Source organism: Flavobacterium sp. RSSA_27 (assembly GCF_051547125.1).
Lineage (GTDB): Bacteria > Bacteroidota > Bacteroidia > Flavobacteriales > Flavobacteriaceae > Flavobacterium.
Genome location: NZ_JBPTTN010000008.1, coordinates 121,841 through 134,287, shown reverse-complemented (window position 1 = coordinate 134,287; position 12,447 = coordinate 121,841). Strand labels below are relative to the sequence as shown.

15 protein-coding genes are annotated in these 12,447 nt (G+C 38.9%); 14 read left to right on the top strand and 1 reads right to left on the bottom strand.

From position 1 onward, the window contains the following. The first annotated feature begins 136 nt into the window (after positions 1-136). The 14 genes from ACSVH5_RS12325 (at position 137) to moaA (ending at position 11,664) form a co-directional block, all read left to right on the top strand. Positions 137-2,353 carry a molybdopterin oxidoreductase family protein gene (locus tag ACSVH5_RS12325; protein WP_438061715.1) on the top strand — a complete coding sequence of 739 codons (2,217 nt, stop codon included), beginning with the start codon at positions 137-139 and terminating at the stop codon, positions 2,351-2,353. Between the two features lie 16 nt (positions 2,354-2,369). Next, positions 2,370-2,939, top strand: coding sequence for a 4Fe-4S dicluster domain-containing protein (locus ACSVH5_RS12320; protein ID WP_438061714.1), 570 nt, complete (start codon positions 2,370-2,372; stop codon positions 2,937-2,939). An 88-nt stretch (positions 2,940-3,027) separates the two neighbouring features. After that, positions 3,028-3,543, top strand: coding sequence for a Rieske (2Fe-2S) protein (locus tag ACSVH5_RS12315; RefSeq protein WP_438061713.1), 516 nt, complete (start codon positions 3,028-3,030; stop codon positions 3,541-3,543). Between the two features lie 72 nt (positions 3,544-3,615). Further along, positions 3,616-3,864, top strand: coding sequence for a DUF6755 family protein (locus ACSVH5_RS12310; protein WP_438061712.1), 249 nt, complete (start codon positions 3,616-3,618; stop codon positions 3,862-3,864). A gap of 77 nt (positions 3,865-3,941) precedes the next feature. Continuing rightward, positions 3,942-5,117: a molybdopterin molybdotransferase MoeA gene (locus tag ACSVH5_RS12305; RefSeq protein ID WP_438061711.1), complete on the top strand. Its 1,176-nt coding sequence runs from the start codon at positions 3,942-3,944 to the stop codon at positions 5,115-5,117. A gap of 232 nt (positions 5,118-5,349) precedes the next feature. Next, the gene (locus ACSVH5_RS12300; RefSeq protein WP_438061710.1) at positions 5,350-5,523 is read left to right on the top strand and encodes a hypothetical protein; all 174 of its coding nucleotides are present in this window, start codon (positions 5,350-5,352) and stop codon (positions 5,521-5,523) included. Between the two features lie 598 nt (positions 5,524-6,121). After that, entirely contained in the window at positions 6,122-6,451 is a 330-nt protein-coding gene (locus tag ACSVH5_RS12295) for a winged helix-turn-helix domain-containing protein (protein WP_438061709.1), read from the top strand. Next, positions 6,448-7,197 carry a sulfite exporter TauE/SafE family protein gene (locus ACSVH5_RS12290; protein ID WP_438061708.1) on the top strand — a complete coding sequence of 250 codons (750 nt, stop codon included), beginning with the start codon at positions 6,448-6,450 and terminating at the stop codon, positions 7,195-7,197. Before ACSVH5_RS12295 ends, ACSVH5_RS12290 begins: the two co-directional genes overlap by 4 nt. Positions 7,198-7,207: 10 nt before the next feature. Beyond that, positions 7,208-7,777, top strand: coding sequence for a molybdenum cofactor guanylyltransferase (mobA, locus tag ACSVH5_RS12285; RefSeq protein ID WP_438061707.1), 570 nt, complete (start codon positions 7,208-7,210; stop codon positions 7,775-7,777). Beyond that, positions 7,774-8,016: a MoaD/ThiS family protein gene (locus tag ACSVH5_RS12280; RefSeq protein ID WP_438061706.1), complete on the top strand. Its 243-nt coding sequence runs from the start codon at positions 7,774-7,776 to the stop codon at positions 8,014-8,016. Before mobA ends, ACSVH5_RS12280 begins: the two co-directional genes overlap by 4 nt. A gap of 56 nt (positions 8,017-8,072) precedes the next feature. Continuing rightward, positions 8,073-9,140, top strand: a complete 1,068-nt coding sequence (locus ACSVH5_RS12275) for a ThiF family adenylyltransferase (RefSeq protein WP_438061705.1) — start codon at positions 8,073-8,075, stop codon at positions 9,138-9,140. 17 nt (positions 9,141-9,157) lie between these two features. Then, positions 9,158-9,631, top strand: coding sequence for a molybdenum cofactor biosynthesis protein MoaE (locus ACSVH5_RS12270; protein ID WP_438061704.1), 474 nt, complete (start codon positions 9,158-9,160; stop codon positions 9,629-9,631). 121 nt (positions 9,632-9,752) lie between these two features. Then, positions 9,753-10,667, top strand: coding sequence for a bifunctional molybdenum cofactor biosynthesis protein MoaC/MoaB (moaCB, locus tag ACSVH5_RS12265; RefSeq protein WP_438061703.1), 915 nt, complete (start codon positions 9,753-9,755; stop codon positions 10,665-10,667). Next, entirely contained in the window at positions 10,657-11,664 is a 1,008-nt protein-coding gene (gene moaA, locus ACSVH5_RS12260; RefSeq protein WP_438061702.1) for a GTP 3',8-cyclase MoaA, read from the top strand. Before moaCB ends, moaA begins: the two co-directional genes overlap by 11 nt. Before the next feature lie 93 nt (positions 11,665-11,757). Here moaA and ACSVH5_RS12255 read toward each other — a convergent pair whose 3' ends face one another. After that, the gene (locus ACSVH5_RS12255; protein WP_438061764.1) at positions 11,758-12,267 is read right to left on the bottom strand and encodes an REP-associated tyrosine transposase; all 510 of its coding nucleotides are present in this window, start codon (positions 12,265-12,267) and stop codon (positions 11,758-11,760) included. Between the last annotated feature and the right edge of the window lie 180 nt (positions 12,268-12,447).

Sequence of the window (12,447 nt, the reverse complement as noted above, 5' to 3'; positions counted from 1 at the left end):
GAATGCGATGGCAAGGTTAAAAAAAAGCTGTCTTTTCTAAATAAACTATTCATAAACTAAAATCTTCGCAAAGCATAAAGTCATAATTAAAATAAAAATTGCGTCTTTGTGTCTTAGCGGTAAAAAAAAACATAATATGGCAAAATTACCAGTAGCAGAAGAAAATATTATTGCCAAATTTGGTCCTCATTTGAATTATGCCCCCAAAGATGGCTATGAAGGTAGAGATGAACCCGATAAAAATGTAAAAACCCATTGCTGCTTTTGTGGTATGCAATGTGGTATCGAATTGTTGGTAAAAGACAACAAAGTGGTTGGCTTTGAACCTTGGATGGAATTTCCTTTTAACGAAGGTAGACTGTGTCCAAAAGGGGTACAACGCTATTTGCAAAACAATCACCCCGACCGTTTACTCTCCCCTCTTAAAAGAGCAGAAGGACAAGGTTTTGTGCCTACTTCTTGGGATGAGGCGATGAGTAAAACCGTTTCTGAAATACAACGTATTCAGGAAAAATACGGGAAAGATGCTTTTTCAATGCTATCAGGTGTTTCATTGACCAATGAAAAAAGTTATTTGGTGGGTAAATTTGCCAGAGTAGCTCTGAAAACCAAAAACTTAGACTACAACGGTCGCTTGTGTATGGTTAGCGCGGGAGCAGGTAATAAAAAAGCATTTGGTTTGGACAGAGCTTCGAATAATTATTCTGATTTAGAATACGCCGAAGTAATTATTGTAGCAGGTGCCAATATTAGTGAAACCTTTCCGACCCTTACCCATTGGATTTGGAAAGCCCGTGATCGCGGTGCAAAGATTATTGTGGTAGATCCGCGTATGATTCCTTTAGCCAGAACAGCAGATATTCATTTGGATGTTCGCCCAGGGACCGACTCTGCTTTGTACGGAGCCATGTTGAAATATTTAGTTGATAACGATCTTTTGGATCACGATTTTATTGATAACTATACTTCTGGATTTCAAGAAACCATCGATGCAGTGAAAGACTATACCTTGGAATGGGCTGAGGAAGTGACCGGAATTGACAAAAATAAAATAAAGGCTGCTGCCGAATTATGGGGCAAAGCCAAAACTAGTTTTTTATTACACGCTAGAGGAATCGAACACCATTCCAAAGGAGTAGACAATGTAGTAGGTTGTATCAATCTCGTATTGGCTACGGGAAGAATTGGAAAACCTTATTGCGGTTACGGAACGATAACCGGACAAGGAAATGGTCAAGGCGGTAGAGAACACGGTCATAAATGCGACCAATTGCCCGGAAATCGTGATATCGAAAACCCAGAACACCGTAAGTATATTTCGGATGTTTGGGGAATCAATGAAAAAGACTTACCAGGAAAAGGATTGTCGGCTTACGAAATTATAGAGGCAATTCATCGTGGTGAAATTAAAGGGTTACTTTCAATTTGCTTCAACCCTCTAGTGTCGTTGCCAAATAGTAATTACGTTCGTGAAGCCTTAGAAAAATTAGAATATTATGTTTGTATCGACTTTTTCTTGAATGAAACGGCCCGTCATGCCGACATGATTTTGGCGGGTTCTTTACAAGAAGAGGAGGAAGGAACGACTACCTCGGCAGAAGGACGCGTCATCCGAATTCGTCAAGCGGTAACACCTCCAGGTGACGCCAGAACGGATACTTCCATTCTATTAGAATTGGCGGATCGTTTGGGAGCTAAGGATAAATTTACCTACGAAAATAGCGAAGCCGTTTTTAATGAATTGAGAGTAGCATCCAAAGGTGGTACTGCCGATTATAACGGAATTACCTATAAACGTATTGAAGACAATATGGGGATTTTCTGGCCTTGCCCTACTGAAGACCACCCAGGTACACCTCGCCTTTGGGAAGATAAAAAGTTTAAAACCCCCGACGGAAAAGCTCATTTTAACCCAGCTCCTTATAAATTGCCAGGCGAAATTGTAGATGCAGAGTACCCAGTAGTGTTGACGACTGGTCGAGTGGTTTCTCAGTACCTAAGTGGTACCCAAACCCGAAGAATTGGGAAATTAGTAGGTCAATTTCCAGAACCATTGCTAGAAATTCATCCAAAATTGGCGCAGCAATACGGTATCCAACAAAGAGAATTGGTAAAAGTGTCTACCCGCAGAGGAGAAGGAATTTTTCCTGCCAATATCGTAGAAACCATTAGAGAGGATACGGTTTTTATCCCTTACCATTGGTCAGGAAAAAAATCAGCCAATCAATTAACTCCGGGAACTTTAGATCCTGTTTCTAAAATACCCGAATTCAAAGTAAGCGCCTGCCATTTGGAACCTCTCAGAGAAATAGCCGGGCCACCTGCAGAATCAAAAGCGTATGCTAGTGTTTAATCTATAAAAAGCAAATATGAACTACACCAGTTTCAATACAAACGAGGAATTTTTTGTAGATATGCAACGTTGCATAGGCTGCAAAGCTTGTGAAATGGCTTGTGCCGAATGCGAAACCAATGGGCAAGATTCTATGATTCATGTGAATTATGTAGATAGAGCATCAACCATTCAAACCACTGTACAGGTTTGTATGCATTGTGATGACCCTGTTTGCGCCAATGTTTGCCCTGCCGATGCCATCTCAAAAGATGAATTCGGAATTGTACATACCGCCAATACCGAACGTTGTATAGGTTGTTCTAATTGTGTAATGGCTTGCCCTTTTGGAGTTCCCAAAAAACAAGAATCCTACGATTTGATGATGAAATGTACCATGTGTTATGACCGAACTAGCATCGGAAAAAAACCAATGTGCGCTACAGTTTGCCCAAGTGGCGCTTTGTTTTACGGAACAAAAGCTGAAATTGAAGAAATGCGCCCCAATAGCTCACCTGTCAATACGTTTATTTTTGGAAAAGAAGTGGTAAATACCAAAGTAAACATTATGATGCCGAAAGGGAGTACAGATCTAATCATCTATTAGATAAGTGAATTGTACCTCAAAGTGCAATCTAGCAACAAATTGAATGCCGAAAACGGAAAACTGATAACCGAAAACTGAAAACTGTCTTATGTCAAAAGAAGATAACCTAGATAAAAATTGGAAAAAGGATTTTCCAATTCTCAAGCAACAAGCAAGTAATGTGAGTCGCCGCGATTTCGCCAAATTTCTTACCCTAGTCTCTGGTGGATTGATGGTGGGAAGCGGATTAGTAGCCGCCAAAGCATATATGCTGCCAAAAGAAGAAGTAGAAGGAGAACATTTCGTTTGTAAAAAAGACGAAATTCCTGTAGGAGGCACACGCGCCTTTGTAATTGAAGGAAGCACAATTCCTTATATTTTAATTCATTTAGAATCTGGAGAACTCAAAGCTTATGAACAAAAGTGCACCCACTTGTCTTGTTCTGTTTTTTATAAACCAGGTACAGATGTGATATACTGTCCATGCCATAACGGCTCTTTTGATGCTAAAACTGGTGAAGTCTTAGCCGGCCCTCCACCTAGAGCTTTGCCCAATCTAGAGGTGTTTTTAAAAGGTAATGACATCTATGTAAAAGCACCAACCGATGAAGCATTTTCGGTTTAAACTGAGAAAAAGTAGCAGTAGTAAACAATAAATCGGCAAAGAAATAACAAGTAATCTCAAAACAAACGGATAATGAGCACTTTTAGAACAAGTCAAAATCAAGCCAATCCAAACAAACTGAATAACATACTTTCAACCTTGATATTCATATTGATTTTAAATGTGACCATACAGATTTGGTTGTTATATGCGGCTTTGAACAATGCCTTAGAAAATAATCGCGAGATTTTAATCCCTGCTTTTGTGGCATCGTTGATTCTCTTCTTAATTGGTTTTGGATGGCTATATTATTTGCCTTCTGGTAATAAGCAAAAACAATAAATCTTCTGTATGTTACATTTTGATGCAGTAAAATCCATTGGGAATTGTACTTTTGAAAAGATCAAAAACTAATAGACATGATTACCGTTTCAGAAGCGTTTTCAATTTTACAAAATAAACTGCCTACTCCTCAAGAAGAAATTTGTGCTTTACTTGAAGCTAGAAAAAAGATACTTGCACAACCCATCCTTTCTCCAATCAATATGCCGCCTTTTAGACAATCGGCTATGGATGGGTATGCGGTTTGTATTCACGATAGCTTGACTTATCAAATTATGGGTGAAATTAAAGCCGGCGATGCTGAATCTTTTGTTTTACAACCAGGTCAAGCGGTAAAAATTTTCACAGGTGCTCCCGTACCCGATTCAGCTCAAGCCATGATTCCTATTGAGAATGTTTCCGTAGAACAAGCGAAACTGCTACTTCAAGCGGCACCGCAACTTCAAGCTAACATTCGCCCTATAGGTGAGCAAATCAAGAAAGGCGAACTCGCACTTGAGAAAGGTACGTTGTTGGATGCCGCAGCTATTGGTTTTTTGGCCGCACTTGGAGTGGTAAACGTTCCGGTTTATAAAATACCAAGTGTGGGTATCGTGGTAACAGGCAACGAATTGCTCCCTCCTGGCGCTCCTTTAACGTACGGAAAAGTATATGAAAGCAATGGCCTAATGCTTGAAGCGGCAGTAGTGGACTCGTTAGTGCAAGAGGTAAAACGCTATACGGTGAAAGACGATTTTGAAAGCACCAAAAACACGCTTCAATCCGCAATAGAAAAGCATGATGTGATTTTGGTCTCTGGCGGAATATCCGTTGGAGATTATGATTTTGTCGCACAAGCACTGCAAGAGTTAGAAGTGGAAACCTTATTCCATAAAGTCAATCAAAAACCTGGGAAGCCCTTGTTTTTAGGGAAAAAAAACAATAAATTGATTTTTGCTTTACCCGGCAATCCTGCAGCTTGTTTGATCTGTTTTTATGTATATGTCTTGCCTACTCTTAAAAAAAGCGGTGGACATAGCACGAAATATGGCGCAAAAAATACCCTGCCACTAGGACATCCGTTATCCGTTAATAACAGTAGAGCTCAATTTTTAAAAGCAAAATTCGCCAATGGGAGAGTAACCATTCTATCGCATCAGGCCTCTTCTATGTTGAATACTTTTTCAACTGCAAATGCCTTAGTGTATCTAGCCGAAGGGAATTATGAACTAAAAGAAAATGAAGAGGTTGCTGTTTATTGGGTAAAAAATTAGCAATTTGTTTGCTAAAAAGTAATACTATTTTTATACATTTATGTAAAATATAATACACTATCGATTAGTTAGTTTAGTAATAACCGAAAAAATAGCCGATATGATCTTATAATATCAAGGTACCCACAAAGGAGCCCCAGCTAAATTCACCATAAGTATTGTTGGAAATAATTTATCCAAAAGTAGCTCCAATTACCAATTGGACTTGTATGTTGGGGATGCAAAATTACCCATGTTTACAACCTTTATCCATCAAAGTTTGTCCAATTGTTTAAAAGAAATTTACTTATTTAGAAAACACAATCAAATGACTTTTGATAGCGATTCTGAAGAAATTCGCTCACTATATGTGCCTTACGATAAGGTGCTGTACAACTACCACAAGGGAATGCTATTCAGAACCTAGACCTAGAAGTTAAAATTTAAAACTGTTCTTTGAGCAGTTTTTTTTATGCTTAAAAAAATGAGCTACTCCATCCCTTTTGCCAATACCTTTTTTTACATAACCCGTTGGGTGAAATAAAAAAAAATAAAATGCCTAACCACACTTCGATGCCTCAGTGCAGGCTAGAGCCATAGATTACTAGCAAATCAACATAGAAAAAAAAGAAATAGCACTATTTCTCACAATAGATTAGCTATGTGAATAGTAAAACGTCTATTGAATTCTTTTAAAAAACTATAAATTCTATGATTCTATGTGGTAAAAAACAATTTCTTCCAACGGGTTTTACATAGTCAATTTTGCCAGTTCGAGCGCAGTCGAGAACCCTCGTTACATCTCACTGCCCTCGGTAAGACAAGAATACAATTAGACTTTAAGAAATAGTGTTTGTTGTTAACTTAACAAATCGGAGGCTATTCTTTTTTTTTGTACCATCAAATTCGTTATATTTGTGAAAGTATAACGAAAGTAGTATTGAAACCCAATAAGAATAGCGTACTAACCAATAGAAGTATCCTTTAGAAATTCTGGATGATTCTTATCAAAATAAATTTTACCAATGAAAATTAAAAGTAAAATTTGGATTGAATCCGAAGAGGGTGTCCTGATTAGCGATGGACGGGTAAAATTGCTGAAACTAATCGATGAAACGGGTTCGCTAAACAAAGCAGCAAAAGCGATGAATTTGTCTTATCAAAAAGCGTGGAAGTTAGCCGATGAATCCAACAAGGCAGCATCAAGCCCTTTGATTACAACTCAAATTGGCGGAAGCAAAGGCGGAGGGACTGTGTTGACGCCTTATGGTAAATCGTTAATCGCTTCTTTTGAAAGCATCAATCGAGCTTGTTGGGATTTTTTAGACGAACAAATAAAAAAACACAATCTATGACAGTGGCCACACTTTTTGATTCACCTCTTCTGCTGCTTTTATTGCCTATAGTTGCCTTTTTGTATGCAAGTGTGGGACACGGAGGCGCCAGTGGTTATTTGGCCTTGATGAGTCTTTTTTCATTTCCAATGACTTTTATGAAACCTACGGCTTTGGTATTGAATATCTTGGTTTCGGCAGTATCGTTTTATTTCTATTATAAAGAACGGAAAATGAAGTGGTCCTTGTTTTATCCCTTTGCTCTTACTTCGATTCCCTTTTCATTTTTAGGAGGATTTTTGACCATCAACGCCTTCTATTACAAAATAATTTTGGCCACGGTGCTGGTTTTTGCAGTACTTCGATTGTTGGGCTTTTTTGGAAAGGAAAATACAGAACTAAAACCCATATCCATTCCGTTAGCTCTGACAATTGGTGCAATCATCGGTTTTTTGTCAGGTTTGTTGGGGATTGGAGGCGGAATTATTTTGAGCCCTATACTATTGCTGCTCCGATGGGCCACCATCAAACAAACGGCAGCAGTTTCGGCCTTGTTTATTTTAGTAAATTCTATTTCTGGTTTAATAGGATTTGCTTCTAAAGGAGGTACGTTGCCTGAGGCGTCCATGCTTTTAATAGCAATTGTTTTTGTCGGTGGAGTAGTGGGTGCTTTTTTTGGAAGTAAAAAAATGAATACCAACCAATTGCGCTATGTCTTAGCGCTGGTATTAGGAATTGCTGTTTTTAAATTATATACGACCGCTTAATAATTAAATTATGGAAAATACCATTACTGCCTATATTTTAGCCGGAGGAAAAAGCCAACGTATGGGTACCGACAAAGGGTTTTTGGAGTGGAAAGGGCAGTCTTTTGTGGCGAACATAATCGCTGCTTTAACTCCCGTAGTGGGGAATAATATCGTACTAATTTCTTCAGATGAACGATACGATGCTTTGGGCGTAACCCGAATTTCGGATATCGTGACGAACAAAGGACCTCTTGGCGGAATTTACACGGCTTTGAAACATACCACAACCAAACGTAATTTAATTTTGAGTTTGGATGTTCCAATGATTTCTTCCGAATTGTTACAGTGGTTGGTCAATGCACATTCGGAAGCCTATCAAATGACGCAAGTACAAGTTAATGATAAGCCAAGTCCTTTGGTGGCGGTGTATGATCGTTCCGTACGTATTTTGTTGCCTGAATTTTTAGCGGGCAATCAACTCAAGGTAAGAAGATTTGTGGACGAACTCACTTACCAAACGCTTACTGTTCCTGACAAATGGAGTGCACAATTACAAAATATCAACACGCCAGAAGAGTATAAAAATTTAAAACAATGAGAATTACCCTAAAATATTTTGGCCTGTTAGCTGAAATTACCCATAACAACGAGGAACAAATAGTGTTAGAGCCTAATGTAACCACACTTTTGGGATTGAAAAACTCAATTGAACAGCGTTTCCCTACTTTTCAAAAAACCCCCTACAGTATGGCTTTGAATCAAGCACTTTGTAATGATGACCTTGCTTTAAAAGATGCCGATGTGATTGCTTTTTTGCCTCCCTTTGCCGGTGGTTGATAAATAAATAAACTTTTTACTAACCACTAATCACTATCCACTAGGTACTAAAAAAAATGCAAAACAACACCCGCTATTCCAGACAAATCATTCTTCCAGAAGTGGGAGACCTCGGTCAGCAAAAAATACAAAACGCCCGCGTTTTGGTCATTGGCGCTGGTGGTTTAGGTTGCCCTGTTTTGCAAAATCTAGTAATGGCTGGCGTTGGGTGTATCGGAATTGTAGATGGGGATGTGGTGGACGAATCCAACTTGCACCGTCAGTCTTTATATACGAATTCGGATGTGGGAATACGCAAAGTTGTAGTGGCCAAACAAGTGCTACAACAACTAAATCCTGAAGTGGAAATAATTATTTTTCCTGAATTTTTGGATGGAAATAATGCTGCAACCAGTATAGAAAAGTTCCAAATCATTGTCGATTGTACCGATGCGATCGGTGTTCGGTATTTGATTAACGATGTGGCGGTCGCTAAAAGAATTCCTGTGGTTTACGCTTCGATTCACAAATTTCAAGGGCAGGTTTCGGTGTTTAATTATCAAAACGGTCCGTCCTATCGTTGTTTGTTTCCAGAAAAAGAAGAGGGACTCGCCATTCCTACTTGTGAAATGTCGGGTGTGCTGGGAGTGGTTCCTCAGACGTTGGGAAGTTTTCAAGCCACAGAAGTGCTTAAAATTATTTTGGGAATAGGAGAGGTGTTGTCGGGGAAACTTTTACTGTACGATGCACTTCGTGGTCCAACCCAAATCATGACTTTTGCCAAAAATCAAAAAGAGATAGAGAAAGGATTCGTTAACGGAAATAAGCTTTTACAAGCAAAAAACCAGCACAATGGTCTAAGCGCTTCAGCTTTCTTAGAAAAATGCAGCAAACCAGAAATTGTGGTGATTGACGTTCGGGAAGTGGAGGAACTTCCAGAATATAAAGGAACAAATATCATTCAGGTTCCTTTCGGAGAACTAGCAGCGTACAGTAAGAGTTTGGATAAAAATCAGGAAATACTGTTGTTTTGCCAAAGTGGACAGCGCAGTCTTGCAGCGATGCAGTATCTAGAAAAATCAGGATTTACTAGTGTTTTCCATTTAGGAAAGGGTATAATGTCACTAAAAAACCAATTACAATAAAAAAATACACCAGAAAAATGTCAACAGAAAAGCCAAAGAAAAGTTCCTTTATTCAAGGACAAATCACCGCCGAGTTTATTGGGAATTCAATCGCCAAGCACCAAAGCAAAACCAGCATTGGAGCCCACAATATTTTTCTCGGACAAGTACGTGCCGACGAAATTAACGGGAAAAAAGTAACCGCCATTGACTATTCGGCTTATGAAGAAATGGCTGAAGCTTCCTTTCATACCATACGCGAATCGGCTTTTGAAAAGTATGAACTGACTTGTATGCATATCTACCATAGTTTGGGCAGAGTGAATGCGGGCGAAATTTGCCTTTTTGTTTTTGTTTCTGCTCCAAGACGCAAAGTGGTTTACGAAGCTTTGGAATATTTGGTAGAGGAAATCAAAGAAAAAGCACCCGTTTTCGGGAAAGAAATTTTGGAAGACGAAACCTATGTGTGGAAAGAGAATAGCCCCCTAACCCCAGAAGGGGGAACAACATAGGTTATCTTAAAATTTGGGTTGTATTGCTAAAACTCCAAATCTCAAATTACAAATCCCAAACTTTAAATTCCAAACTCCAAATTCGAAATCCCAATTCCTAAATCTTATAATCTTAAATCCAATGGTAGATATCACCCATAAAATAATCACCCAACGTACCGCAACCGCTCAGGCCATTGTCAAAGTTGGGACACCCGCTACAATGCAAGCGATTGTAAACAAAACGGTGCCTAAAGGCGATGTTTTGGAAGTGGCCCGAACTGCTGGTTTGTTCGCGGTAAAAAATACGTCGAGTGCTATTCCGGATTGTCATCCTATACCGATTGAATACACCGGAATTGAATACGAATTACTCGAAGATTCGGTATTAATTAACGTAACCGTAAAAGCCATTTACCGAACCGGTGTTGAGGTCGAAGCCATGCACGGTGCGTCAATTGTAGCGTTGACGATGTATGATATGCTCAAACCTATCGACAAACAAGTAGAAATTTCGACCATCAAACTCTTGCACAAAAAAGGCGGTAAATCCGATTTTGGAACCAAAAAAAGATTGGATTTGTCCGTAGCAGTGATTGTGTGTTCGGATAGTGTTTCGGCTGGTAAAAAAGAAGATCGTGCAGGCAAAGTAATTACCGAAAAAGTAACGAATCTTGGCTTAAAAGTGTCTCATTACGCCATCATTCCAGATGAAATCATAGACATTCAAACTACAATCCACCAACTTTGTGAAGATCAAAAAGAGTTGATTATTTTAACGGGAGGCACAGGTTTGTCCAATCGAGATGTGACACCGGAAGCAGTGATCCCGTTGCTAGATCGTCGTATTCCTGGTATCGAAGAAGCGATTCGTTCCTACGGACAACAGCGAACGCCTTATGCTATGTTATCTAGAAGTGTGGTGGGTTTCAAAGGCAATACGTTAATTATGGCTTTGCCCGGTTCTACCGCAGGAGCCAGCGAATCTATCGATGCGGTTTTTCCATCGGTCTTGCATTTGTTCCAACTTCTAAATGGCTTTAATCATGGGCAATAATTCCCCTTTGTTGCAGGACACGCATTTTCGTACGCATTCTTATTTACGCATTTCGATTACCGAAAAATGCAATTTGAGATGCACCTATTGCATGCCTGCCGAAGGAATTGCCTTAACTCCCAGACCGCACTTAATGACCGAAGACGAAATTGTTTCCATTGCGCAAACCTTTGTAGATTTGGGCGTGACCAAAATTCGACTCACGGGCGGTGAGCCTTTGGTGCGTAAAGAAGCGCATTCCATTATCGAACGATTGGGACAATTGGGTGTGCAACTTACTTTGACAACTAACGGACTTTTGGTACACGATTTTATGCCAACGTTTAAAAAAGCTGGAATAAAAGCGTTGAATGTAAGTATTGATACTTTGCAAAAAGAAAAATACAAAACCATAACACGTAGGGATTCATTCAATCAGTTATGGAACAACATTGAATTGTTGCAGCAAAATGATTTTCAAGTCAAATTGAATGTGGTGGTCATCAAGGGTTTTAATGACAATGAAATTTTAGATTTTATAGCCTTGACCAAAACGCAAAAGCTTCAAATTCGTTTTATTGAGTTCATGCCTTTCGATGGCAACCAATGGAATAAAGAAAAACTCGTTTCCTATGCCGAAATTATCGAACAAGTGCATTCCGTCTATTCGGAAACCCAATTGCTGCGCATGCAAGACCAACCTAATGATACCGCTAAAAATTATAAAATAGAGGGGTTTACCGGTAGTTTTTCCATCATTAGCTCGGTTACGAATCCGTTTTGTAGTACCTGCAACCGCATTCGCCTCACCGCCGACGGAAAACTAAAAAATTGCTTGTTTTCCAATTCAGAAACTGCCTTGTTGCCGACCCTGAGAGCGGGAAACCCTATCGAACCGCTTATTTATAAAAACATCCAGTCCAAACACGCGATGCGCGGCGGTATGGACAATGATGCCAAATTTCAAAATCCTGATTTATTCTCTCAGAATAGAAGCATGATTAAGATTGGGGGGTGATTTTTTCCGATTTACTCCAAGTTGCGGGTAGGAGTAAGATACTATTTGGATGGCGCGGATTTGCAATCCGTGCCCACACAGTGCATAAACAATCTAAAATAAATCCAACATTAAGACCTCTAAATCATTTTCTATACCCGCATAATTTCTAGCAGAACTAAAATAATAATCCTCAGGTGAGCTAACTACTTTTTCTTTTACAGGATTATTGTGGATATAATTCACTTTTTGTTTTATGACCCAATTGGTTTCTATTATTTCAGCGTGATAGCCGTCTTGCCATACTTTATAACTTTGATCTCTCTTAAGATGGGCACACGCTTTTTCAAAATAAGTCAAAAGCCACTCCCTTCGACTTTCAGGTTCTTCTATAATTGTTTGAATAATTTTTTTGGAAGTAAATTTTTTAAAATCACGCATCACATCAGATAAAATAAAACCATTCGTGGCTTTGCACATTAAATGGATATGACTGTGCATAATGCAATACGCGTAAATTTCAAGCCCTTTTTTCTCTTGACAATACCGCAAAGCATTAACAATATTATACTTTTGGTTGAGTCGTGTAAATATATCAACCCAACCAACTGTTGTTATGGATATAAAATACTACTGATCTGTTGTTGTTGCTTTATATTTTGTTGACATTTTTTTATTTAAAAATACAATAAAAGCTACAAAATAAAGAAAAAATAACTTGTATTTCTTTGTTTTGGAGTAGATTTGCTTTGTGGTCACTGATTATGTTTGTGGCTCATCGTTGTGGGCACGGATTGCAAATCC